Origin of the sequence: Neptuniibacter sp. PT8_73 (assembly GCF_047778045.1) — a bacterium.
Taxonomy (GTDB): Bacteria; Pseudomonadota; Gammaproteobacteria; order Pseudomonadales; family Balneatricaceae; genus Neptuniibacter.
Genome location: NZ_CP180545.1, coordinates 1,772,685 through 1,797,628 on the forward strand (window position 1 = coordinate 1,772,685; position 24,944 = coordinate 1,797,628).

The 24,944-nt window shown below is 43.3% G+C and carries 23 protein-coding genes; 14 read left to right on the forward strand and 9 right to left on the reverse strand.

Annotated elements, in window-relative coordinates; all coding sequences use genetic code 11:
* Positions 1-219: 219 nt before the first annotated feature.
* Positions 220-1,287, reverse strand: a complete 1,068-nt coding sequence (locus ACMXYN_RS07925; protein WP_415894276.1) for a porin — start codon at positions 1,285-1,287, stop codon at positions 220-222.
* 349 nt (positions 1,288-1,636) lie between these two features.
* Between ACMXYN_RS07925 and ercA the strand changes: the two genes are divergently transcribed.
* The 4 genes from ercA (at position 1,637) to ACMXYN_RS07945 (ending at position 8,353) form a co-directional block, all read left to right on the forward strand.
* The gene (gene ercA / locus ACMXYN_RS07930; protein WP_415894277.1) at positions 1,637-2,800 is read left to right on the forward strand and encodes an alcohol dehydrogenase-like regulatory protein ErcA; all 1,164 of its coding nucleotides are present in this window, start codon (positions 1,637-1,639) and stop codon (positions 2,798-2,800) included.
* The gene (locus ACMXYN_RS07935; RefSeq protein WP_415894279.1) at positions 2,784-4,520 is read left to right on the forward strand and encodes a NahK/ErcS family hybrid sensor histidine kinase/response regulator; all 1,737 of its coding nucleotides are present in this window, start codon (positions 2,784-2,786) and stop codon (positions 4,518-4,520) included. The genes ercA and ACMXYN_RS07935 overlap by 17 nt, the downstream gene beginning before the upstream one ends.
* A gap of 106 nt (positions 4,521-4,626) precedes the next feature.
* A complete protein-coding gene (gene nosP / locus ACMXYN_RS07940; RefSeq protein ID WP_415894280.1) occupies positions 4,627-5,775 on the forward strand; it encodes a nitric oxide-sensing protein NosP in 1,149 nt (382 codons plus the stop codon).
* A complete protein-coding gene (locus ACMXYN_RS07945) occupies positions 5,768-8,353 on the forward strand; it encodes a NahK/ErcS family hybrid sensor histidine kinase/response regulator (RefSeq protein WP_415894281.1) in 2,586 nt (861 codons plus the stop codon). Before nosP ends, ACMXYN_RS07945 begins: the two co-directional genes overlap by 8 nt.
* 182 nt (positions 8,354-8,535) lie before the next feature.
* On the opposite strand, the gene ACMXYN_RS07950 is transcribed toward ACMXYN_RS07945, so the two are convergent.
* Positions 8,536-9,204, reverse strand: coding sequence for a response regulator (locus ACMXYN_RS07950; protein WP_415881377.1), 669 nt, complete (start codon positions 9,202-9,204; stop codon positions 8,536-8,538).
* 100 nt (positions 9,205-9,304) lie between these two features.
* Positions 9,305-9,862 carry a rhodanese-like domain-containing protein gene (locus ACMXYN_RS07955; RefSeq protein WP_415894283.1) on the reverse strand — a complete coding sequence of 186 codons (558 nt, stop codon included), beginning with the start codon at positions 9,860-9,862 and terminating at the stop codon, positions 9,305-9,307.
* A 192-nt stretch (positions 9,863-10,054) separates the two neighbouring features.
* Here ACMXYN_RS07955 and ACMXYN_RS07960 point away from each other — a divergent pair, with 192 nt between their 5' ends.
* From ACMXYN_RS07960 to ACMXYN_RS07970, 3 genes are read left to right on the forward strand one after another with little or no spacing between them, the layout of a single operon-like run.
* Positions 10,055-11,017 carry an ABC transporter substrate-binding protein gene (locus tag ACMXYN_RS07960; RefSeq protein WP_415894284.1) on the forward strand — a complete coding sequence of 321 codons (963 nt, stop codon included), beginning with the start codon at positions 10,055-10,057 and terminating at the stop codon, positions 11,015-11,017.
* Positions 11,014-11,787: an ABC transporter permease gene (locus tag ACMXYN_RS07965; RefSeq protein ID WP_415894285.1), complete on the forward strand. Its 774-nt coding sequence runs from the start codon at positions 11,014-11,016 to the stop codon at positions 11,785-11,787. The genes ACMXYN_RS07960 and ACMXYN_RS07965 overlap by 4 nt, the downstream gene beginning before the upstream one ends.
* On the forward strand, positions 11,780-12,427 hold the full coding sequence (locus tag ACMXYN_RS07970) for an ABC transporter ATP-binding protein (RefSeq protein ID WP_415894286.1): 648 nt from the start codon (positions 11,780-11,782) through the stop codon (positions 12,425-12,427). Before ACMXYN_RS07965 ends, ACMXYN_RS07970 begins: the two co-directional genes overlap by 8 nt.
* A 55-nt stretch (positions 12,428-12,482) precedes the next feature.
* On the opposite strand, the gene ACMXYN_RS07975 is transcribed toward ACMXYN_RS07970, so the two are convergent.
* From ACMXYN_RS07975 to ACMXYN_RS07990, 4 genes are all read right to left on the reverse strand, one after another.
* A complete protein-coding gene (locus ACMXYN_RS07975; RefSeq protein WP_415881372.1) occupies positions 12,483-13,268 on the reverse strand; it encodes an ABC transporter permease in 786 nt (261 codons plus the stop codon).
* A complete protein-coding gene (locus ACMXYN_RS07980; RefSeq protein WP_415894287.1) occupies positions 13,265-14,002 on the reverse strand; it encodes an ABC transporter ATP-binding protein in 738 nt (245 codons plus the stop codon). Before ACMXYN_RS07980 ends, ACMXYN_RS07975 begins: the two co-directional genes overlap by 4 nt.
* 77 nt (positions 14,003-14,079) lie before the next feature.
* Positions 14,080-15,051: a YVTN family beta-propeller repeat protein gene (locus ACMXYN_RS07985; RefSeq protein WP_415894288.1), complete on the reverse strand. Its 972-nt coding sequence runs from the start codon at positions 15,049-15,051 to the stop codon at positions 14,080-14,082.
* Positions 15,052-15,065: 14 nt separating this feature from the next.
* The gene (locus ACMXYN_RS07990; protein WP_415894289.1) at positions 15,066-16,235 is read right to left on the reverse strand and encodes an ABC transporter substrate-binding protein; all 1,170 of its coding nucleotides are present in this window, start codon (positions 16,233-16,235) and stop codon (positions 15,066-15,068) included.
* Positions 16,236-16,404: 169 nt separating this feature from the next.
* Here ACMXYN_RS07990 and ACMXYN_RS07995 point away from each other — a divergent pair, with 169 nt between their 5' ends.
* From ACMXYN_RS07995 to ACMXYN_RS08010, 4 genes are all read left to right on the forward strand, one after another.
* The gene (locus tag ACMXYN_RS07995; protein WP_415887974.1) at positions 16,405-16,842 is read left to right on the forward strand and encodes a copper-binding protein; all 438 of its coding nucleotides are present in this window, start codon (positions 16,405-16,407) and stop codon (positions 16,840-16,842) included.
* Between the two features lie 155 nt (positions 16,843-16,997).
* On the forward strand, positions 16,998-17,633 hold the full coding sequence (locus ACMXYN_RS08000) for a response regulator transcription factor (RefSeq protein WP_415894290.1): 636 nt from the start codon (positions 16,998-17,000) through the stop codon (positions 17,631-17,633).
* 140 nt (positions 17,634-17,773) lie between these two features.
* A complete protein-coding gene (locus ACMXYN_RS08005; protein WP_415894291.1) occupies positions 17,774-19,075 on the forward strand; it encodes a histidine kinase in 1,302 nt (433 codons plus the stop codon).
* Positions 19,072-19,716: a response regulator gene (locus ACMXYN_RS08010; protein ID WP_415894292.1), complete on the forward strand. Its 645-nt coding sequence runs from the start codon at positions 19,072-19,074 to the stop codon at positions 19,714-19,716. The genes ACMXYN_RS08005 and ACMXYN_RS08010 overlap by 4 nt, the downstream gene beginning before the upstream one ends.
* Positions 19,717-19,781: 65 nt before the next feature.
* Here the strand turns inward: ACMXYN_RS08010 and ACMXYN_RS08015 are convergent, their stop codons facing one another.
* Both ACMXYN_RS08015 and ACMXYN_RS08020 read right to left on the reverse strand, forming a co-directional pair.
* Complete coding sequence (locus ACMXYN_RS08015) at positions 19,782-20,420, reverse strand: pentapeptide repeat-containing protein (protein ID WP_415894294.1); 639 nt, start codon at positions 20,418-20,420, stop codon at positions 19,782-19,784.
* A 70-nt stretch (positions 20,421-20,490) separates the two neighbouring features.
* On the reverse strand, positions 20,491-22,320 hold the full coding sequence (locus ACMXYN_RS08020; RefSeq protein ID WP_415894295.1) for a PQQ-dependent methanol/ethanol family dehydrogenase: 1,830 nt from the start codon (positions 22,318-22,320) through the stop codon (positions 20,491-20,493).
* 458 nt (positions 22,321-22,778) lie between these two features.
* On the opposite strand from ACMXYN_RS08020, the gene pedF reads away from it, so the two are divergent.
* The 3 genes from pedF to ACMXYN_RS08035 are packed head-to-tail and all read left to right on the forward strand — an operon-like array spanning position 22,779 to position 24,939.
* On the forward strand, positions 22,779-23,222 hold the full coding sequence (gene pedF / locus ACMXYN_RS08025) for a cytochrome c-550 PedF (RefSeq protein WP_415894296.1): 444 nt from the start codon (positions 22,779-22,781) through the stop codon (positions 23,220-23,222).
* Positions 23,215-24,129 carry a substrate-binding periplasmic protein gene (locus ACMXYN_RS08030; protein WP_415894297.1) on the forward strand — a complete coding sequence of 305 codons (915 nt, stop codon included), beginning with the start codon at positions 23,215-23,217 and terminating at the stop codon, positions 24,127-24,129. Before pedF ends, ACMXYN_RS08030 begins: the two co-directional genes overlap by 8 nt.
* A gap of 54 nt (positions 24,130-24,183) precedes the next feature.
* Positions 24,184-24,939 carry a quinoprotein dehydrogenase-associated SoxYZ-like carrier gene (locus ACMXYN_RS08035; RefSeq protein WP_415894298.1) on the forward strand — a complete coding sequence of 252 codons (756 nt, stop codon included), beginning with the start codon at positions 24,184-24,186 and terminating at the stop codon, positions 24,937-24,939.
* Positions 24,940-24,944 lie beyond the last annotated feature (5 nt).

Genomic DNA, 24,944 nt, shown 5'->3' on the forward strand with positions numbered 1-24,944 from the left:
CTGAAGTAAATTTCTATAATCTGCTGAATTGCGAATTGCGAATTGCGAATTGCGAATTGCGAATTGCGAATTGCGAATTGCGAATTGCGAATTGCGAATTGCGAATTGCTTTAGTGGGGGGCGAAGAAGTGATGGGGTCTAAATAAAAGAAGGCCGCGGCTCTGGAGAAGGGGGGGACAGAGCGGCGGCCAATATCTAGCTAATTACTTTAAGTAGTAATTACCAGCTTAGTGCAGCACCGATAGCGAATTGATCAGTGTCTTCACCAAGTGTTTCGGAGTCTGCATTGTCGTATTCAGCAATCAGTTTTAGGCTGCTGTTTACGTTGTACATGTATGCAATAGACTGCATTTCGTCTTCGCCGCCAGCTGCAGTGTCAGTTTCACCGTGAGAAAGGATGAAACGGTGGTCGCCGTGCTGGTAAGCAGCTTGAACTAGGTAGCCATCAGTGTCTGTTTCGTCAGCTAGTAGGTCAGATGCGAATACAGTAGAGATGCCTTCTTGATCAAAGCCAGAAGCTGTGAACTGGAAGCCACCCATAGCGATGCGAGCACCGTAAGCAATACCGTGTGCGTCTACGTCGTTAGCGTCGTTTTCGCCGATAGCACCGCCGATCCAAGCGTTGAATTTGCCGCCGTCGAAGTCAGTCGCGTAAGTGATTTCAGTCTCGAAGCGAGCGCTGTTATCAGTGTTAGCGTCAATTGACTCGCCGCTTTCAGGGTCTAGAACACCAACAGCAATCTGGAAGCCGTTGTTTACAGGAGAACGGTAAGTTACCTGTGCACGTGGACCAGCATATGGGTAACCGATAGAAATGTTACCTAGAGTAACTTCGTCTAGTACAGGTGTTGGAAGACCAGTGCCTAGTAGTAGTTCATCAGAGAAGATGTTGGAGCGACCGTATAGGCCGAAATCTTTACCGAAAAGAACCTGACCGAAATCGCCGTCTACAGTAGCGTAGAATTGACGAACGTCAATTGCAGTGTCAGTGTTTTCAGTATTGCCGTCGTTGATCGTAACCCAGAAAGAAGAGCGACCGCCAACTTTTAGATCATCAATCTGCTTAGAAACGTTGAAGCCGATGTAGTTAGGAAGGAAGCCCATACGTACACGTGCTTGGTCTTCGTCGTTCGCATCGTTATCAGTGTGAACGTAGAAAGCGTTGAAGTGACCATCAGCAGAGAAAGTTGTGCCATCCTGGTTATACAGTTCAATTGCAGCGCTTGCGTGTGCGCTCATGCCCATTGCAACTGCTACAGCTAACAGCTTGGCTTTGTTATTTTTCATGTCGCCCCCAATTAAGGAATTTAGTTTGTTTAACGATGGAGGAGATTATCGACAAGTGTTAGGAATGCTTACATGGCTCTATAGTTCCTTTTAGATAGAACCATGGTTTGTGTGGGTTTTGGGGCTAAAGTATTGAATTCTATGGATGTATAGGTCTTACATCATAGGTGCTTGGTAGGTATTATGTACTTAAGTGCATAAAAATTGTGCAGTGCAAAATATCGATCAATGATAATGATATCCATTATATGTTTCATTAATGTGTATGTCACTTTGGTCTAGATATTTGTTCATGTAAACTTGCTTGCTTATATCTGCTAAAGCAGGGTAGTTCAGTTGAGAACCTCTAATGAATAGAGACATTTCAAATCTTAGGAAGTTCGTTTCTCCAGAAATAATTTTTGGTGCAGGTGCTAGATGCTCTGTTGCCAATTATGCAAAAAATTTTGGTGCTCGTAAGGTTCTGGTAGTTTCAGATAAGGGAGTGCGAGAAGCGGGTTGGGTAGAAGAGATCTCTCAATTACTCGATGATGAAGAGATAGAGCATATGGTTTTTGATGCTGTATCAGCAAATCCGAGAGCAGAAGAGGTCATGGCAGGCGCTCAAATTTACCAAGAGTATAACTGCAACGTCATTGTTGCTGTTGGTGGTGGTAGCCCAATGGATTGCGCTAAGGGGATAGGGATAGTTTGTGCTAATGGTAAACATATTCTTGATTATGAGGGTATCGATACTATTCATCTGCCAATACCTCCTCTTATCTTTATTCCGACTACAGCTGGTACTTCGGCAGATGTATCTCAATTTGCGATTATTTCCGATCCTGTTGAAAAAGTTAAAATATCTATTGTCAGTAAAGCTGTTGTCCCAGATGTTGCTTTGATTGATCCCGAAACAACCATGACAATGGATCCATTCCTAAGTGCGTGTACCGGAATTGATGCTCTAGTCCATGCCATCGAGGCATTTGTGTCTACTGGGGCTGGGCCGCTAACAGATATGCATGCTCTTGATGCTATGCGGCTAATTAACGATAACATCGTTACTTTAGTTGAGCAGCCAAAAGATATTTATCTCCGTGAACAGGTAATGCTTGGTTCAATGAAGGCGGGACTTGCATTTTCTAATGCGATCCTAGGGGCTGTGCATGCTATGTCTCATAGTTTGGGGGGGTATAAAGATCTGCCGCATGGTTTATGTAATGCCATGTTGTTAGAGCACGTAATTGATTTTAATTATTCTGAAGCAGAAGATAGATTCAAAGTTGTTGCTGAGACTATGGGGATTGCAACTAAAGGCCTGAGTACGAGTCAAATTCAGGTAGCTTTAAGAAATAAAGTTGTTCAATTAAAGCAGGATGTTGGGTTGGATCAGAAATTAAAAGACAATGGGGTAAATATCGTGGATATCCCGGTTCTGTCTGATCATGCTCTACAAGATCCATGTATTCTTACCAATCCCCGTAAGTCCAACAAGCGAGATGTAGAAGTGGTTTATGAAGAAGCGCTTTAATAACCAAAACCAAACAGTAGAAAGTTTAATTGGTTTAGGGAATCACTCGTCTCGAAAAAACTATCATTCTGAATTAGTCACCAAGATTGAAGAGCTTGAGCGTGAAAAGAACCGTTATAAATGGTTGTTTGAAAATGCGTTGCATGGAATTTTTCAGGCTAAATTAGATGAAGGGATAATATCTGCTAACCCTGCAATGGTTCAGTTATGCGGATACGATTCTGAACAGCAGTTTCTTCAGAGAATTACGCAGCTAGATTCGCTTCTTTTCTGTTGTGCTGATGCCTATTCTGATTTTCGTTATCAGCTCGCGCAATATGGCAGAGTTTTTAATTTTGAGACTTTGTTTCTCAAAGAGGATGGTCAGTGCCTACACGTTTCTGTCAGTGCATTATCTAAAGACCCTGATGGTAATGGGCCTATTATTGAAGGGTTTGTTAAAGATATTACCGAACGAAAAAAATCTCAGGACAGATTAAAACAGTTAAATGTCGAGCTTGAGGTTAGGGTAGCGAATCGTACTCAGGAATTGGTTTCGCTAAATGATAAGCTCATTCAAGAGATTGCAGAGCGGGAGCAAATTCAAAAAGAGCTTAAAATTGCGAAGGATATCGCAGAGGACGCTAATAAAAGTAAGGATAAGTATCTTGCTGCTGCAAGTCACGATCTATTACAGCCCATGAATGCTGCTAGATTACTTATTGCGGCTTTACGAGAGCGCTCTCTGCATGCTCAAGATGCTCACCTTGTTGAGCGGGTTCATTTGGCGTTGGAAAATGCGGAAGATCTCTTAACTGATTTATTGGATATTTCTAAGCTGGATCAAAATGCGGTGCAGCCAGATATCTCTGATTTTCGTATCAATCAGCTGTTGCTATCGATGGTAAATGAGTTTCAGGCTGTTGCTGAAGCTAAGAGTATTCAGTTAAAGCTTTCTGAGTGCTCCGCAGCTGTGACAAGTGATTCTCGATTATTATTGAGAATTATTAGAAACTTTATCAGTAACGCAATCCGATATACCGATGAGGGACGCGTACTCGTAGGTTGTCGCCGTAGAGGGGCGATGTTGAGCATTCAGGTTTGGGATACCGGGCTAGGTATTCCTGAAGAAAAGCAGCAGCTTGTTTTTAAAGAGTTTCAGCAGTTAGAAAATAAGTCGGCTAAAGATCGTCAAGGTGTTGGCTTAGGTCTTGCTATAGTGGAGCGTATTGCGCATATGCTTGGGCATAAGCTGGTTGTTAAATCCGTACCTGGCAAGGGTTCTATGTTTGCAGTTGAGGTTCCATTAGTAGAGCAAATTTCGATGGAGCTTCCAAGGCAGCAATTCAGTCAATTTGGTAGCGATCAGTTATCTAATCTTGTTGTTTTAGTTATAGATAATGAAGAAAATATTCAAGCGAGTATGGAGGCATTGCTCACGCAGTGGGGTTGCTTCGTCGTTACTGCTGCCAGCCTGAGTGAGGCCATAGATAAGTGTACGGACGAGTATATAGTCCCAGAATTGATACTTGCTGATTACCACTTGGATTATGACCTACTTGGAACCGATGCGATTGATGGGCTTAGAGAGCATTTTAGTTTGGATATTCCTGCAGTTATTTTAACGGCAGATAGAAGTAGTGAATGTCGCCAGCTTTTTGAGAGTAAAGGCTTTTCTTTGATCAATAAGCCGGTAAAACCAGGTAAATTACGGGCTTTGTTGACACATTTGGTGTGTTGATTTTCTTTATCTTTACTGTCTGTTAAAAAGGGGTCACAAGTAGTATTTGTTGATTCATCCTCAAGACCTAGAATGAAATGATTAAGCTTTTCCCGAGGATAGACCATTGACTCAGGACCCTGCGTTTCTGCTTGCTGCATCATTTAGTTCTGACCCTATCACTGCTGCAAATGATCTTTTGTCGCAGCTGGATTCTCCAGACATCAGTTTTATAACTTTTTTCTGTTCTGCTGAGTATCCGCTTAAAGAGCTGGCGAAAGCACTTAATCAAGCTTTTCCCACCACTGAAATCGTAGGTTGTACTACTGCCGGCGAGATAACTCCAGATGGTTATGGTCAAGGTTGTATAACAGCAATTGGTTTTAAGCAGTCTGGTTTTGCTATTGAGGCTGCATCTATTGAGTGTCTTGATGACTTTAGTTTGACCGACGCCCAGATGTTGGTTGATCAACTTATCTCTGGTTGTCGTCATCATGAAATTGCGCCAATCAAAGGTAATACGTTTGCCTTAACTTTGCTTGATGGCTTATCTATCCAAGAAGAAAATGTCCTTGTTACTCTAAATTCGGCTTTAGGTAGTATTCCTAACTTTGGTGGCTCTGCTGGAGATGATATACATCTGGCGAAAACCCATGTGTTTTACAATGGTGAATTCCATACTGATGCTGCTGTAGTCATGTTAGTAAATACTATTTATGACTTTGAAGTATTTAGTACTCATCATATGGATCACCGTAATGACAAACTTGTTGTTACTGAAGCTGATGCAGACAGTCGATGTGTATATGAGATAAATGCTGAACCTGCAGCGCTTGAGTATGCCAAGGTTATTGGTGTTACCGTCGAAGAATTAAATCACCAAGTTTTTGCTCAAAACCCTGTTGCTGTAAAGCTTGGTGAGGAATATTTCGTGCGTTCTATTCAGCAGGTTAATGAAGATCTGAGCATGAAATTCTATTGTGCGGTTGAGAACGGGATTGTTCTGACAGTTATGACGCCAGGTGATATGGCTGCTGATCTAATTAGCAAGCTTGAAGTTATTGAAGAAAAAATAGGTGAGCCGCAGTTAATTATTGGCTGTGATTGCTTCCTGCGTCGTTTGGAAAGTGAGCTGAGAGGTAATTCTCAGCAAATTTCTGATCTACTTCGTCAAAATAAGGTTATTGGATTTAACACCTATGGAGAGCAGAAAGAGGGGATGCATATCAATCAGACTTTCACTGCCGTAGCCATTGGGAGAAATCTAAATGTCTGATCCGGCTGTACAAGATCGCATTGCTAAGCTCGAAGAAGAAAACCGTAAGTTACGTAAAATAAATTCCGTCTTGGTTCAGCGAGTTGAGTCAGGTGGCGGTCAGAGCGCTAACCCTTATTCAGCATTTGAGCACTCCGTAGTACTCGCAGAGCAGGTTAGGGAGCGAACGGACGCCCTCAATCGGGTGCTCTCAGAGTTAAAGATTAGTCACCGAGCGCTTAAATTAGCCAACAATCAAGCTGCATTAGCTAATCAGCGCTTAGTTGATGCAATCGAAAGTATTTCTGACGCCTTTGTTCTGTTTGATCAAGATAGAAAAATTGTTCTTTTTAACAGTAAATTCAGCAGTGTTTGGGCATCAACGGGTTTAACGATTCAAACGGGCACTACAATTCAAGATATCGGGCGTCTAGCACGTGAAAGTGGTCTGATTGATGAAGAGTATCCTGATACGAATACAGGCAGTAAAGTTTATCGACTAAATGATGGCCGCTGGGTTCAGATGTCAGAACGTCCGACCCAGGATGGTGGTTTAGTAATTCTTTATACAGATATTACAGCCCTTAAAGAGCGTGAAACTGCTGATAAAGAACATGCCTTAGCCCAGAAAACTAAACTGTTACAAAATACGGTAGATAATCTGTCTCAAGGGGTTGTGCTTGTCACCCCAGAGGGGCGTGTTGAGCTTTGGAACGATCGCTTCCTTGATCTTACTGGTGTTGAGCAAGAGCAAGTTCAGTCTTATCCGCCATTTGCGGCGTTAATGCTGGATAACCATTCAATTCTTCAACACGCATTAACTGCAGCACAGCAAGGAGAGGTGTTAGCATCTGAGCAAAGGGGTGATCAGGGGCAGGTAATCGAGGTGCGTACGCACCCAATGCCTCAGGGTGGTTTTGTAAATACCTATACAGATATTACTGAACGCCACCGTTATGCAGAGTCGCTTCGTCAAAATGAGCAGTGGATTCGCTTAATTACGGATAACGTCCCGGCATTGATTGCATATCTGGACCAGGACCTTAACTATGGCTTTGCTAATAAGGTTTATAGTGAATGGTTTGGTCGTGCTGACGGTGAGTTGAATGGCCAGAGTATTCATGATGTCTACTCACCGGATGAGTATGAGCGCTTAAATCCATATGTGGAAAAAGCCTTGTCTGGTCGGAATGTGACGTTTGAGACTTGGCAGACTAATTCCCGTGGTGAAGAGCGTTACATGCTGAAGTCTTATGTCGCTAATATCGATAAAGACGGAAAGCCGAATGGTTTTTTCGTTATGATTCGAGATATCACTGAGCGTCGTAGGTCCGCCGAAGCTCTTGAGCTGTCGCACCAACTGCTTGAGCAGAGGGTAGTAGAACGTACTTCTGAATTGACTGAACTGAACGAACAGTTGCGTTCAGAAATTACTGAGCGTGTTCAGGTTGAGTCTCGCTTGCTAGATGCCAAGATGGAAGCGGAGCAGGCTAACCTTTCTAAAACTAAATTCTTAGCAGCTGTAAGCCATGACTTGCTTCAGCCTTTGAATGCGGCGCGCTTATTCTCTGGGGCTTTGGCTGAGAAAATTGAAGATCCGAAAAACTGCTCTTTAGCGCAATCTGTATCTAACTCCCTGGACGATGTGGAATCTCTTCTCCGTACACTGGTTGATATCTCTAAGCTAGATGCCGGAGTGGTAAAGGCTGATGTGATTACCTTTAATTTGCAAAGCTTGTTCGATACTTTAGCGCCTGAATTCCAGCAGTTGGCGAATGCTGAGGGAATTGATTTCCGTTATGTGAAAAGTGGTGTAGTTGTTAAGTCCGATTCACAGCTATTAGCGCGTATTCTTCGGAACTTCTTAACTAACGCCATACGCTACACCAAAGAGGGTAAGATTCTGCTAGGTTGTCGACATGAGCCAGATTCAGTTTGGATTGAAGTGTATGACACGGGCCCGGGTATACCTTCAAACAAGTTGCAAGAGATCTTTCATGAGTTTAAACGTCTTCAATCTGATCAGCCAGGTCAGGAGAAGGGTTTGGGTTTGGGGCTCGCAATAGTAGATAAAATCTCTCGAGTGTTGGGTCACGAGATTCGAGTTGATTCGGTTGAGGGTAAAGGCTCGGTATTTGGGGTGAAAGTGCCTAAAGGTGTGCCTTTAGCACCTGCTGAGGTTACTGGTCCACATATTCCTATGGTAACGGAGCGCCTTTCGGGTGCATGTATCTGGTTAATTGATAATGATGAGTCTATCTGTAAAGGGATGGAAATATTATTGTCGGGCTGGGGTTGTCATGTGGTGACGGCGCTGTCCTTTGATGATTTGGCGCAAAAGGTTGATTTTGAGGAAGATCCAGTAGATTTGTTAATCGCTGATTATCATCTTGATAATGATGAAACAGGTATTGATGCAGCTAAAACGGTTACGCAGCGCGTGGACAATGATCTGCCTGTGCTGATGATTACTGCCAACTACAGTAAAGAGCTTAACCAGGAGATTCGAGATCTTGGTTTTATTCTTGTAAATAAGCCAATTAAGCCTCTTAAGCTAAAAACTACGCTTATACATCTCTTAGAGCAGCAGGTCGTTTAGGCCTGCTTGTTCTCATATCAAAACATGATCAAGCTCAATCTCAATCTATAAGCCAGATATTCTAGTTTATGCTGGAAGTGATTCGCTTACTCTTGGAAGTTGTGTGTCTGTTGCTCAGGCTTGAAATGGAAGAGAAAAAATAAAGAAGGGTGACTGGAGTCAGTCACCCAATAGTATGGATCTTAGCGCTTAAGATATTCGTTAAAGTCGATATTGCCAGCAGATAGAACTGCTTGAATACGGTTGTGTACGCCCAGTTTACGCAGAATTGCAGATACATGGGCTTTCACCGTTGTTTCCGCAATATTTAGGTTGTAAGCGATCTGTTTGTTGGATTCGCCCTTGGACATACGCTCAAGTACTAGCAGTTGGCGTCGTGTCAAAGATGATAAAAGTTCTGGTGGAATCTGGTTTTCGTCCTTGCGCTGAGTGCGTCGGCTATCAGGCTGGCTAGCGCGGATAATGTCTGAAGGCAGGTATACGTTACCGGCAAGAATCTGCTGAAGTGCTTCAGTCATTTGATCGCGAGGTGAAGACTTGGTGATAAAGCCAACAGCACCATAGGTGATAGCTTGAAGTACAATTTGCTTGTCTTCTTCTGCTGATACGATTACCACCGGTACTGTTGGTAGATCGTTACGCAATGTGATCAAGCCGTTAAGGCCGTTCATGCCAGGCATGTTAAGGTCAAGCAAGATAAGATCAAGCTCTTCCTCATTTTGAGCGATTGTAAGCGCACTATCCAGATCTTCCGTTTCCAGTGTCTGGCAGCCAGTAAAGCTGTTTTCGATAACATTGATGATAGCTTCACGGAACAGCGGATGATCATCCGCGATCAGGATCTTGTACACGACAATATCTCCAATTTCATTATATTTATTATGAGCTTATATTCTCATCCTGAGCTTGTCTCTATCTTACTCCGTGTAAGACTTTAATGCTTGGTAAAATTTAATGCTTCTTTAGTGTAAAGGGTTCAGGGGTGGCAATGCTGGTTTCTAAATCGTGTTCAATCCAGCCATCAGAGCCATTTCTATACCACAGCAAATTAGTGTAACCCCATTCAGAAGCTCTCTTTAAAGCATTCCATGACATCCAGCAATCAGCCGTACAGTATATAATTACTGGAAGGCTTTTGTCGCCGTTTGTTAAGCGCTCTAAGTTAGATTGGAAATACTCTGACCAGTCGTCGTCTAGTTCGCCTAAGCCTACGTTAGGAAGCCATACACTGTTAGGTATATGGAGCCTGGGTTCCTTTTGAATGAAAACGCGATTCCAGGTGATGGGTTGCACATCTACTAGAATGGGCTTATTTCCCGTTTCTAGTAGGCGGATTACATCTTCTGTTGAAAGTGTTTTCCCGTGTAGGCTTTTTAATGGTGTAGGGCTGCGATAATGGAAATATCGGTAACCTTCTGCTGAAAACAGCTCAAAATCTGTTGTATCAGCATAATCGCTTTTGTCGTCTGCAAAGCCAGTATTTATGAGTAATAGACTCCATAAATACACTGCGATTTTAAGGTGCCTGATGATGCTTTCCTTACAATTTCTCTACACGCCTATTACACCGTGCGAAAGTGTAGGTCTAAATTCTACCATCGAGCAAAAAAACAGGTACGAAAGTACTATGTTTGCTCACAGCATTGAAGCTTATTTTAAGTTTCTCTATTGTCCCGCTAATTTGTTGTATATGGGAGTTTTATGTTTTTTGTTCGTAACCTGTTGTTTTTAATTGCTTTTGTTTCTTTTGGTGTGAGTGCTGATGGCGAGCGAAGAGAAATGAAAGTAGCTGTGCTTGCTTCTGGGACAGTTAATTGGGAATTACAGCATATAAAGAATCAAAAATTAGATGAGCTTAATAACTTTGATCTTAAAATTATCAAAGTAGCGAGTATGTCGGCAGCAAAAGTTGCGCTGACAAGTGGTAATGCTGATGCAATAGTTGCTGATTGGTTATGGGCGGCTGAGAGAAATAGCAAAGGTGAATCTTTTAGATTTATACCGTTCTCGAAGCAGATTGGGATGGTTATGAAGCCTGCATCTAGTCAGTTGTCTGATCTTTCAGATCTTAAAGGTAAGAGAATAGGTGTTGCTGGTGGGCCTTTGAATAAAGGTTGGATTTTGCTGAAAGCAACGGCACAAAATCACGGAGTTAATCTCGAATCGGATGCTCAGGTTCAGTTTGGCTCGCCACCTTTATTGAGTCAGTCACTAAAAAGTGGTCGTCTAGATCTGTTAGTCACGTTTTGGCATTACGGGGCGAGGCTCGAGGCTGAAGGCTACAAAACAGTTATAAGTTTACAAGATATGATGACAGAGCTAGGTATAGAGAGTCAGTTACCTATGCTTGGCTATCTAGTAAAGCAAGATCAAGTAGATAGTAATCCTGAATTGATTAATGGTTTTGTAAATGCAGTGGCGGCTGCTAAAAAACAATTGCTGAATGAAGATGATTATTGGCTAGGCCTCCGTAAATTAATGAGGGCCGAAAATGATCTGGTTTTTAACGGACTTATCGTTGGTTATCGTAACGGTGTGCCGAGTGCGATTACAGCAAACCAGATCGTTGATGCGAAGAAATTCTATAAGTTAATCACTCAATTTAAGCCTTCGCTTAAAGGTGCTGAGCTAGACGAAGATATGTTTTATAAGGCGGATCTATGAGTACCGCAGGTAGCATCAGCCGCTTTAGTGACCAACTGCTAGCTATATTTGCGCTCTTAGCAATATGGTGGGTGAGTGCGGCTATTGTAGATAACGTATTGCTTCCTACTCCTGGTGCAGTCTTTAGTTCACTGCAGACAGAATGGTCCGAACAAAGGCTGTTGGATAGTTTGTTGATTACTTTGCAGCGAGTAGCAATTAGTTTCTTCAGTGCAATGGTATTAGGTGGTTTGCTCGGTGTTCTCATGGGGCGGTTTTCTGCAGTAAATAGAATATTGGATCCTCTATTAATTATTCTTTTAAATGTCCCTGCGCTGGTTGTCATTATCTTGCTATATATCTGGTTCGGTTTGGTTGAGGCGGCAGCAGTCGGTGCAGTAATCATCAATAAATTACCCAATGTCGCTGTGACCCTGCGCGAAGGTGGGCGTATGTTTGATGAACAGCTAGAGGAAATGGCTAGAGCCTATCATTTCTCTTTTAAGCAAAAGCTCACCGAGCTGTGGTGGCCGCAACTGTTTCCTTACATTATGGTTGCGACGCGAAGTGGTTTGGCATTGATATGGAAGATCGTTTTAGTTGTAGAGCTCTTGGGGCGATCTGATGGTGTCGGCTTTCAACTTCATATGGCCTTTCAGCTTTTTGATGTGGCAACAATCCTAGCTTACAGTTTTGCCTTTATTTTTATTGTTCAAATGATTGAGTGGTGTATTTTGCAGCCTTTAGATCGGTATGCACAGCGCTGGCAGCGAGGTTCGGAGCGTGTATAAGTTTACGTCTGATAAGATTTGCTACGGCGATGAAACCATTCTTCAACCAATAGAGCTTGAGTTAAAGGCAGGCTCGACTATTGCCATTTTAGGCGCTTCCGGCTGTGGTAAAACAACATTACTAAACAAACTAGCGGACTTGGCTGAAAACGAGGTCTATTGCTGGAATAAAGAAAACATAGATATAGGTTATCTATTTCAAGAGCCAAGGCTGTTGCCTTGGAGAACGATTAATCAGAATTTAGGGTTAATCGAATCCGATTCCGATAAGGTAGCAGCGATGCTGCAGGCCGTAAAATTATCTGGATACGGGGATCATTATCCTTCACAAATTTCCTTAGGAATGGCGAGGCGTGTGTCTTTAGCGCGTTGCTTATTGCTTGATCCCGAAATGGTGTTGATGGACGAGCCGCTAACCTCGTTAGATATGAGTACGGGGGAAGAGATGAGGGAGTTGATCTCCCATTTGGTTTGCGAAAATCCAAAGCGTTGTATGATCTATGTAACACACGATCTAGATGAAGCGTTGGCCTTGGCTGATGAGGTGGTCGTGTTAAAAGGGCGTCCTGCCACTGTTTATCTTCATAAAGAAACCAGTGAGTTAGATCGCGCAGAGCTTGAATCAGCTCTGAAGGCATAAAAAAGCCTCTCTTCAAAGAAGAGAGGCTTTTTTGCTTTTAGCTGTTAGATTTTTTCTAGCGACCGGACTTCTGTGGTTTAAATCCGGTCACTGCAAATGCAGTAAAAAACGCTGTAGCAAAAGCTGTAATGCCTAATGCTTCAAGGTTGAGTTGCATATAAAGTGCATAACGGACTAATTCCACTGCGTGTGTAAACGGGTTTGCCATGCAGATCCAATAGAGCCATTCACTTGATTCTTGCATCTTCCAAAGTGGGTATAGTGCAGAAGAAAGGAAGAACATCGGGAAAATAACGAAGTTCATTACACCCGCAAAATTCTCAAGCTGTTTGATCTTGGTCGAAAGGAATAACCCAAGAGAGCTTAGTAAAAGTGCGACTAGCAGTAATGCAGGTAAGACTGTTAGGTAGCCCATTAACGGCGGCTCTACTTCAACCAATAATGCCACTAATAAGAAAGCATAAACTTGCGTAAGCGAGATCAAAGCCGTCGCGACCATTTTACAGAGCAGTAAGTATGGGCGTGGAAGGGGGCTCATTAACAGTACTCGCATGCTTCCCATTTCACGGTCATACACCATGGATAAACTGCTCTGCATGCCGTTAAACAGCAAGATCATGCAGCATAATCCCGGTGCGATGTACGTTTCATAGGTTATATAGGTATCGTATGGCTGGATAATCGAGATACCTAACGCTGCTCTGAAGCCGGCAGCAAATACCACTAGCCAAAGTAGTGGTCTAACTAACGAGCTGAGGAATCTAGAGCGCTGTTGTACGAATCGAAGAAATTCACGAACGAGAATGCCATAAAAACAGTTCCAATAACTGGCAAAGCTCATAGGGCCTCCTTAGCTGGCTTTTCAGTTAACTGGTGGAAAGCGTCGGTGAAATTGTCTAAGCCTGATTGATTCAACATCTCAGATGCTTTGTCATTAATCATGATCTGGCCTTTGTTGAGCAAGACGATGTGGTCTTCTTCCTTGATCTCTTCCATTAGGTGGGTGGCCCAAAGCACGGTTAATTTTTCGTCCGTGCAAAGGTTGCGGACGTGAGTGTTGAGTGCTCTGCGTGTCTGAGGGTCAAGGCCAACGGTTGGCTCGTCCAGTAATAGGATTTCTGGTTGATGAAGTAGTGCTCGAGCAATCTCCACTCTGCGTCTGTGTCCGCCGTTGAGGCTTCTCACCTTGTCATTGGCTCTATCAGACATCTCCATGCGTTCTAGCTCAAGCTTAATCCTATCGCTTGCTTGGGCTTTTGATATGCCATGCAATGCGGCGTGGTATAAAAGATTTTGCTGAACGGTAAGGTCTAAATCTAGGGTGCTTTGCTGAAAAACAACGCCTAGCTTTTTCATTAGGCTAGAGGGTTGCTTCTTGATGCTAAGTTCGTTGATGCGAATATCACCCGATTGCATAGCGTTTAAGCGAGTAATTAAAGCGAATAGTGTCGATTTGCCTGCACCATTAGGTCCCAACAGACCATGAAATTCCCCAGGCTCTAGCGAAAAGCTAATATCCTTTAGCGCTTGTCTAGGGCCGTAGCTAAAACTTACGGATTCTACATGGATACTCATTGCTGAATCTCTTTGCTGTATAAACAAAATTGGCCCACGAGAGTGGGCCTTATACGTTTCAAACGGTAGGTAAGCTACTACGGCTTAACTTTTACACCCCATGGGTAGCGGCCTACCTTAATGCTTTTCACAGCTTTCATTTTGCTAACATCAATAACAGAGACATCGCCGCTAATGCCGTTAGTTGTTAGGAGCTTAGTTTGATCTTCGTTGAAGTCCATGTGCCATACACGACGACCAACTAGGATATAGTCTTCAACTTCATAGGTTTTGGCGTTTACGACTGCAACGTGGTTAGCTGGGCCAAGTGCTACGAATGCATATTTGCCATCATCAGATAGACGGATGCCTACAGGTTGAACACGATCTGGGTGAACACCTTTTATTTCAAATGTAAGCTTTTTAAAGATCTTACGTGTTTCTACATCGATGACAGAAACGGTACCGCCGATCTCAGAGCTTGCCCATAGGATTTTGCTGTCTGTGCTGAACTCAACATGGCGTGGGCGCTGATCAACGAGTGTGTTGTCAATAAGCTCGTAAGTGGTGGTATCAATCCAGTGAACCATGTTGGTTGTTTCGCTAGTGTTAACCGCAACTTTACCATCCGGGCTCACTGCCATGCCTTCTGGTTCTACGCCAACATCGATTTGAGCAAGAACTTCGCTTGTTTGTGTATCAACGATTGTAACTAAGGCATCGTCTTCATTGGAGATGTATAGGTGGCGATCGTTAGGGTGAAGTGCAAATTGCTCTGGGTCTTCACCTGAAGGTAATTCGCCAATAATCTTTTTGGTTGCTAGATCCATAATCTGCACAGTATCTGAATCAGATGCGCAGATATAAAGCTTTGTATAGTCTTTTGAAAACAGAATGCCGCGAGGGCGTTCGCCGACGTTTAATGTCTCAATCACTTCCATGCTGTCTAGATCGATGATAGAGATGGTGTCATCTTTTTCGTTCGATACATAGGCAACCTCAGCGTGCAGTAATGGTGAGGCAATTAAAATACCTGCAGCAAGGGGTTTTAATAACTTTTTAAAATTCATAACTACTCCAATTATTATTTGCTGCATTTAACTTCGGCTTTATCAAAGCCCAAAGTATCAAGTTCATTAACAGGGTGAAGGAATCCATCCTGTGGGGATTGTGATACAAGAGAGCGCGGATGGACAAGAGGAATTGGTTGTCTAAGCTGGCCATTCCACTCTCTATAGTTAAGTTTTCTGCCTTTAAAGCCGGCTAGTTCGAATTTCTCGGAGCGAATATATTCATACGCGACTTTTGGATCGGCTGAATTCGTGCGAGTAACGGCTTCGCCAACACTTCGTACGGCAGCCCATGATGAATAATCCTCATTGGTCATCCAGCGTTTGGCTAGTTTGTCAAAGCGGCTTTGTAGTTGGGCTGCGCCCCATTGCTCTACAACACGGTGCCATGTAACAGGACTAAGACCTTGTGTACCAACTACAGGTCTTGGAAGCCAAGTGTTATACAAAACGTATTCGCCAAAATCGCCACGCTCATCTGACACAAAGACGACATCGTACTCTTTAGTTTGTGTGAAAAGGGGCATTTCACTCTGGGCTGTACGACGTAAATCGGTATCGTAATCCCACTGCTTTTCGGCAACAATCTTTAAGCCAAAGCGCTTAGCGGCACGTTTGAATGCTTGGGTATACGCCTTGTCTTCATCTTTTTGCCCTGAAATAACGAGTACTTTATTTAAGCGCTTCGCTTTCAGCCATTGCGCAAGTGCATCTGTCAGCATTGCTCGGCTAGGTAGGGTATGAAGTAATGAGTTGTTGCACTCTTTGCTTCTGAGCTGATCAGAGGGTGAGCCGGAGTTAAATACTACCGCATCATTTGGAAGCGCATTGTCGATATCTTTTAGGGTCTGGCTTTGGGCGTTGATAACAAAAAAACGAACGCCTTTAGCATAGAGATCAGACGCTTTGCTGATAAGTTCTTCAGGGTTTTCTGAATCGAAATGTTGCAGTGAATACTTATGTTTTAAGAAGCGACCAGTTGTGTTGTTGTCGCTGATGCCAAGTTCGGCGCCTTTAAGGCCGGAATCTTCAGGGTCGGGAATTATGTTGGATAAGACTGGGCCATTATCCATTTGTTGCTGAAGATATCCTATGTTGACTTCTAGGTTTGCCTGAGCTTGCTGTGTCGTGGCTAAAAGCGCGGCAAGTACCGTCATGCTGGGCGTTAGTTGTTTTAAGTGCATAAGATAGATTTATCGTTATTATGATTTATGCCCAGCATAAGTGGGATTTCGTGAACTCGGAATATGTAGAAAGTAGAAAACAATTAATACTGAAGTAGGATTCTTTTACCCAGTTCGGCCTTTAGCATTAAGTGCATAAATAATAAGTAATTTAAACCAAGGGTGAATTATGAACTTAATCAAGAATCTTGCTGCTTGTGGCCTTGCTTCAGTAGTAGCTATTACGAGTACGGCGGCTGTCGCTGAAGGTGATTTAACGCGCAGACCTGCAAAGCTTCCTGATCTTGTTCTAGGAACTGAAGATAACCGTTACCACCTGTCTGAAAAAGAATACAACCTTGAAACAGGTAAGTCTTACAAATTAAAGATAATTTCTAGTGGTCAAACTGAATACGCTTTAAAAGCGCCTGGTCTTTTTAATTCTATTTTCCTGCGTAAAGTTGAAGCAGGCGATATGGAAATTAAAGCGGCTACACTTAAAGAGCTTGAATTTGAACAGGAAGGAGAAGCTGAAATTTACTTTGTGCCGATTAAGCCAGGCAAATTTGAATTTTTCGCTGAAGGGCTAGAACACAAAGGAATGGAAGGCGTTTTTAACGTTAAATAACCAATCCTTATCTTAAGTCTGGGTGTTGTTAGAAATACGGTATCCAGGCTTTTCCTCTCTTTATCTCTATTCTTTCCTTTGATCGTTGCTAAGATGTAAACAATTACTACTTTAGGTGGTAAGATTGTCCCGCAGGTTTATATCTTGGAGTATCGATGAAAATCCTAATTACTGATGATCATTCTGTTGTACGTCAGGGGTACGCTAGTGTTTTACCAACCGTTATTCAGCCTTGTGAAATTATTGAGGCAGCAAGCGGTGAAGAATCAGAAGCTATGTACTTTGCTGAAAAGCCAGATCTGGTGATTATGGATATCAATCTGCCCGGTATCAGTGGTATCGAAGCGGCTACACGCATCTTAGATAAAGACCGTGATGCTAAAATCCTGTTTTTTAGCATGTACGATGAAGCTTTGATGGTGAAGCAGGCCTTAGATGCTGGTGCTATGGGCTATATAACCAAGTCAGGATCGCCCAAAACGCTTATTGAAGCTGTAGAAAAGATAAGTGAGGGCGAGGTCTTCATTGAATATGACTTGATTATGAAGCTTGCTTTGAATAATCAAGATATTACCGAAGGCCGACTTCGAGATTTAACGCAAAGAGAGTTTGAAGTGTTTGTTATGTTGGCTCGTGGGCAGAGCAATCGAACAATCGCAGATACACTCGGAATTAATGTTAAAACAGTCTCCAATTACGTTACTACGATTAAGAGTAAATTGAAGATTGCATCTACAGCGGAGCTTGTTCATTTGGCTGTCGATGCTGGTGTAATTAAGTTCGCACCTTAGCTCCTTTTGTTTCTCATGGGTTAAAATGGGTACTTAAGTAGTACTTTGTTTCAGCCCTTGGAGGGATTCTTACCAACAGGGACTCATTTGCATACTTAGAAGATTCTCTAATTTTGTTAGAGATCAGTATAGGTGTACTTATGAATGCAGTCCTGCGCTTAAATTTATTAGTTTCAGCAGTTTTTGCTGTTGCGTTGTGTATTACGGTTTACGAAACGCTTCAGCAGGCTACCAAAGATATTACTCGAGAAGTTACTGCGGGTCTGAGTTTTACTCATCAGTTGCTTAGTGTGGCAGTTACCGATAGTGACTTGCTTAATAGCATGCTGGAAGGAGATACGCGTCACGTAAAAATCGTCATCGTAAACGATTCATTAAATGGCGAAGAGGTTAGTGGAGATAGTGACTTATCCTCAGACATGGATGATGAAGTTCCTGCATGGTTTATAGAGCTAATACCTGGTCTTGATCGGTTAACTGAAAAAGAATACTACCGTTATCTGCCTGATGGTCGAGCACTTAAGCTGCAAGCCGACCCTGCTGATGAATTAGAAGAGGTATGGGAATCTGTTCAACATGTATTTGTTCTGTTTGTGCTTAGTGCGCTGCTTTCAAACTTAGCAATTTATGTTGGTGTTCGTCAGGGAATCAAACCGGTTTCGGATTTTCTTGCTGCTTTGAATGAAATTGAGAAGGGGCATTATACTGCTAGGCTGGAAGAGTATTCTATCAAAGAAATCAATCAGTTAGCAGGGCATTTTAATTCTATGGCTCACTCCCTTCAGGAGGCTCAGAGCGATAATTTAAAGCTGACACATGAATTAATGCGTTTGCAGGAAACTGAGCGAGCTCATCTGGCTAGAGAGCTTCATGATGATCTTGGTCAATATCTCACAGGTATTAAAGCTCAGGCCTATTTAGTAAAAGAAAATTCATCTAATTCTGATTTGGTTGCTTCAGTTGGTAATCAGATTTCAATCAATTGTGATGCGATGCAAACTAGCTTTAGGCAGCTAATTAGAGAGTTGCATCCAGTGATATTGGAACAATTAGGGTTGTTAGATGCGATACGTACCCAGGTTGATACTTGGCGTCAATCGCATCAGGTGAAAGTATCGTTGGATTTGCCAGATTTTATACCTTCGTTAGATGATGAGACGAATACTCATATCTATCGAATTCTTCAAGAGTCTTTAAATAATGTTGCTCAGCATGCTAATGCGGATCATGTAGTAGTTCGAGTTACTTTTGATGGTGAAACCCTTGTGCTAAGGGTTATGGATGACGGTGTTGGGTATGTTGATTCTGGCTCTCAAGGATTGGGGCTGAGATCGATGCAAGAGCGAGCTCGTTGTGTGTCAGGTGAGCTAAAGATTAATAAGTTAGATAAAAAAGGGAGTGAAGTTGTTCTGCAAATCCCTTTGGTACAGGAATTGGTATGAAAATAATAATAGCGGATGATCATGCTGTAGTGCGTCAGGGTTATGCGAGTCTTTTATCGACAATGCTTGCTCCATGTGAAGTGTTGGAAGCTGGTAATGGTGATCAGGCATATAGTATGTGCCAGTCTGAATCGCCTGATGTTGTTATCATGGATGTAAACATGAATGGCATCAGTGGAATAGAGGCTACTCGTAGAATTTTACAGCGTTGCCCGGATGTCAAAATTCTCTTTTTTAGTATGTATGATGAAATACCTGTCGTAACACAAGCTTTAGATGCAGGTGCTAAAGGGTACATCACTAAGAGCTGTACGCCGGAGGTTTTGATTGAAGCAGTTACTAAGGTTGCTGGTGGGCAGCTTTATGTCGAGCATGAGTTGGCTATGCGTTTAGCGGTGTCGCGTCCTGAGCAAAAGGATAAGCGTCTTAAGGAGATGACGCAGCGCGAGTTTGAGATCTTTGTTATGTTAGCGCAAGGTAATAATGTTAAAGAGATCTCTGAGCAGCTTTGTATTAGTAGCAAGACGGTCTCAAACTATACTGCAATTCTGAAAAGTAAGTTGAATATAGGTTCAACTGCAGAATTGGTGCATCTAGCCATAGAGACAGGCTTAGTTAAAGTCGGGACTAATGTAAGCTAGCATTAGTTTGGTTGTAAAAAAGGCGCATGGAACAAAGTTCGATGCGCCTTTTTTGTTATTTGGGGTTATTTCTTAGACCAACCAAATGGGCAGCCTTTGCATCCGTCCATATACGTTGCTTGGAATGTGGCGTAATGCTTTCTAACGCCTGTAAAGTCAGCATTTTCTAGGGATGCAGCATTTAACTTGGCTTCCTGTAGATTGGCATTCTTAAGGTTGGCTCCCGTCAAAATAGCTTTTGTCATCCAGGCGATTTCTAGATTTGCAGCTTGAAGATTTGCTTCTACGAATTTGGCGCTGCTGAGACGAGAAAAATTCAAATTTGCGCCATGTAAGTTTGCGCGATAAAAATTGGCGCCCTGTGCGAATAATGCCCAACCATTGATTGCTTCAAGATTGGCGTTGCTAAGGTCTGAGCCTCGGACTGTTGCATGTCTCATATCCGCGCGAGCAAGATCTGCATTGGATAGATCTGCTTTTTCCATCTTGGTATTTTTAAGAACCGCGTGACGAAGGATAGTACCGCTTAGGTTTGCGCCAGTTAGATCAGCTCTAGATAGATCTGCATTGCTTAGATCGGCGCCTGATAAATCTACGCCAGGGCATTTAGTATCTGGGGCAATAGTGCAACCATTGATAACTAGATCATCAGCAGTGGCAAGTTGGCTGGATAATAGAAGCGTAATTAAAATTCTTTTTTTCATGTGTCTATCCTAAAAAGCCCGCAAGCATTGGGGGGGCTTGCGGGCTTTGGTTTACAACAAATCGTTGGGCTTAGTTTTTAGGTAGTTTGAATACCCAGAAAGAGCCGCCCTGTGATACAGGTTTAGTTAGATCAGCCATGTCGCCACCCCATAGAGGTACCGCACCGCCGTAACCGCTAGCTAGACCGATGTACTGTTCGCCATCTTCTTCCCAAGTGATAGGGGATGATACGATGCCGGAGCCAGTCTGGAATTTCCACAGTTCTTCACCAGTCTTAGCGTCGAATGCTTTGAAGTAACCGTCACCAGTACCAGTGAAGACTAGGTTGCCTTTAGTTGCGAGAACACCAGACCATAAAGGTAGTTTCTCTTTGTGAGACCAGACGATCTTACCAGTCTTAGGATCTACCGCACGAAGTACACCTACGTGGTCGTCATACATTTTTCTGATGCGGAAGCCTTGGCCTAGGTAAGCAGCACCGCGCTTGTAGTGAACTTCTTCAGTCCAGTAGTCTTCTTTCCAGTGGTTGGCGCCCAGGTAGAATAAGCCAGTGTCTTGGCTATATGCCATAGGGTTCCAGTTTTTGCCGCCTAGGAAAGGAGGCGAAACTTCGATGGATTTACCTTTCTTCTTACCTGGTTCTGGTGGTGGTGGGCGTTGGCCTTCAACTTCAACTGGACGACCAGTCTTAGGATCGATGTGCGTTGCCCAGGTAACGTTGTCTACGAATGGGAAGCCACGGATGAAATCACCGTTTTTGCGGTCAACAACGTAGAAGAAGCCGTTGCGGTCAGCGTGACCTGTCGCTTTGATCGTCTTGCCTTTGTCTTGATATTCGAAAAGTACAAGTTCGTTATTGCCAGAGAAGTCCCAAGCATCGTTTGGAGTGTGCTGGTAGAACCACTTAACTTCACCTGTAGATGGATCTACTGCAACCTGACCGGAAGTGTATAGGCTGTCGTAGTCAGCTGGGTTGCCTCCTGGAGACGTGCGAGCCCAACCGTTCCATGGCGCAGGGTTACCAGCACCTACGATAATCGTGTTTGTTTCCACGTCAAAACTAGCTGATTGCCATGGTGCACCACCACCGTGGCTCCATGCTTCAACTTTACCGGTTGGAGAGTTTGGATCGTCAGGCCAAGAAGGAGCTTTTGGATCGCCTGTTGGAGTGCTCTTCTTGCCGTCTAGGCGACCGTAGTGGCCTTCAACGAATGGACGCATCCAGATCTCTTCACCCGTCTTAGGATCACGAGCGAATAGTTTGCCTACTACACCGAACTCATCACCAGAAGAACCGTGGATAAGCATTGCTTTGCCAGTTTTCTGGTCTTTGATGATCGTAGGTGCACCAGTCATAGTGTAGCCTTCAGTGTGATCAGCAAATTTCTTCTTCCACACGCGTTTACCAGTTTTCTTGTCTAGAGCTACGATAGCTGCATCTAGAGTACCAAAGTAAACAAGATCGCCGAAGATCGCTGCGCCACGGTTAACTACGTCACAGCAAGGGCGGATGTCGTCTGGTAGACGGTAAGAGTAAGACCAGATTTTCTTACCCGTTTTAGCGTCAAGTGCAAACATACGAGAGTAAGAACCAGTCACATAGATAATACCATCATGTACTAGTGCTTGAGTTTCTTGACCACGTTGTTTTTCATCACCAAAAGAGAAAGACCATGCAGGAGTCAGTTTCTTAACGTTTTTGTCGTTAATCTCTGTCATGTCGCTCCAGCGCTGTGCTTTAGGACCGATACCGTAACCTAGAACGTCTTCTGGAGTGTTTGCATCATTTTTGATGTCGTCCCAAGTAACTGGTTTAGCGGTAGCAGCGCCCGCTACTAAGCTAAGACCGATTGCAGCGCAAAGCGGCTTTAAGCCTGTCATGTTTATTTTTTTTGTCATTTTTATAAACCCTAGTGTTATAGGAAAGTTATAACCTGCGATTGAAATTCGCTGATAACCATTCTCGGCTTATGGGTAGATATTCGACAACGGCAGGATTCCCTGTTAATCAGGGGTTAAGTCCTGTTTGTGCAGGATAAAATCCCGAGAGTCTTAGGGAGAAGTCACGTACTAATAAAGAGGGACTAGTGCTCAGGTATGGATAAAGGGCGTACAAATTGCTACTTAGGTTGCAGAATGGGTCAACATTCCTACCAAGGGAGTAGTTTTTGGAACCCAAAGTACAATTCTTGCTGATTTTGCACACGCAATATCATATATGCAAACAGCTGGAGTGGGTGGCTTTGGCTTAATGTAGAGATGATCGTCAGGTATCTGAACACGCAGATATCCCTCAGTCAGTATTTCAATTCAACTGGGGAAGGCGAGAGTATAAAAACTAAAGTGGTGAAAATAAGATGTCTATCAACAAGAAACTTTTGAGCATGACTACAGCGGGTATGTTAGCTGCAGTTATTTCTGGCCAGACAATGGCGCACGGTGATGTAACTCCACAGGCTATCGATGTAACAGGACTAAAAGTTCTAGGTGAAGAGTGGGAAGAATCTAACCCTTACACTGAAGATTACGAAAACCGTGAACTTGCAGTTAAAATCGGTGAGTCTGCTTACACTCAAAACTGTGCACGCTGCCACGGTCTAGATGCTATCTCTGGTGGTATCGCTCCAGATCTACGTTACTTAGAGCCAGGTATTGATGGTGACGAATGGTATGCTTACCGTGTTGTTAACGGTGCAGTACGTGACGGTCGTGTTTACATGCCAAAAATGGCTGAACACCTAAGCCAGGAAGCACTTTGGGCTATCCGTGCTTGGTTAGAAACTCGCGCTACGGATGAGTAAGTTAAGCGCTTCTAACGCTATAATTTTCACTTGCGCCAGCCTGCTTAGCAGCCTGGCGCAAGCTCGTTATTACGACGATGTAATTGATAGCGGGTATATCAGGGTTGGTTTTTATCGTGATTTCCCACCATATTCCTATATGGAAAACGGCAAGGCTGTTGGGGTGGATGTCGAAGTCGGTAAGAAAATTGCTGAAGAGCTAGGTGTTGAATTCCGTGAGCACTGGATTACGCCAGATGAAAACCTTGAAGATGATTTGCGAAATAATGTTTGGAAAGGGCATTACCTCGATAAAGATGAAGAAAATGCATTAGCACTGAAAACCATTGCTGATGTCATGATGCGTGTACCATACGATCGTGAATACAGCTACATGCAGGATTCAACTGGCGCCGTTATTAATGAAATGGTTGTCATGTTTGGGCCTTATCAGCGTGAGAGCTGGAAGGTTGTATATGATAGTGAAAAATTAGATAACGTATCCACGGTTGCTGTATTTCAGTATCACCCTGTAGGTGTAGAGATTGATAGTCTTCCTGCGTTTTATCTGACTTCAGCTTTTGGTGGGCGTATGCGTGATAAGACTCACCACTATACTAATGCGCGTGAAGCGTTTAAAGGTATGGAGTCAGGTGAAGTTGATGCTGTTATGGCGATGCGCGCCGAAGTTGATTGGCTGGTTAGCAAGTCGGGCGACAGTAAATATAAGCTAGGTGTAAATGGTTATCCAAATATGGGTAAGCAAAAATGGGATATAGGAATGGCTGTTAAGCATACCTATAGACAGCTTGGCTATGCTATAGCTGATGTTGTGGAAGCTATGGTGCTTTCTGGAGAAATGGAACGAGTCTATAGCAAGTACGGTCTTAGTTATGAGATGCCTGCTTTTTACCAGGATGTAAAATAGCTTTATAAAGCAACGCTCGAAGAAATAGCATTCAAATAATAATAAGAGGATGCCATGTTGAAGCGAAATGTTGCAGCATTTTTGATAAGTGCTGCTTTGCCAATTGCTGGTTATTCAGGCCAGCAAGACCCTCTAGAGTCGCCTTTATGGGATCATATGCGTGCCAAGTTTATTGGCGATCAGGAATATGTGTTTGATAGTAATGTCAAAGTCACTGTGCCTGAATTTGCTGAAGATCCTACGCAGGTTCCTATTACTGTTAATGCTGAAGCGTTAGCGGGGAAGATCGATAAGATTGTTGTTTTTGCCGATCTTAATCCAATTCAGCATATCTTTACTTATTATCCCCACAAAGAGATTGTGCCTCACCTTTCTATGCGCATTAAGGTTCAGCAGGGTACAGCTATTAGAGCAGCTGTACTTTCTAAGTCTGGTGTTTGGCATCTAGGTGGTAGCTATCTTGATGCTGCAGGTGGAGGGTGTACCACGCCAAGCGCCGCTGCTGCCAATACCTATTGGCAAGATCACCTTGGTGAAATGAAAAGTAAATTTTTTCCACGCGAGCAGGGCGGTCGCTATAAACTCAAAGTCGTCCATCCTATGGATACCGGCTTAGTTAGTTCAATTCCTGAATTCTATATAGAGAATGTAGAGGTGCGTAACTTTGAAGGTGCGCCCCTTGCAAAATTAGAGTTGTCCCAGCCTGTCAGTGAAAATCCAGTTTTAACCTTTGATGTCAGAGATGGTTCTAAAGGTCATCGTATCTGGATGCGCGATAATGGTGGTAATGAGTTTGAGAATGCTCTCTAGGAGTT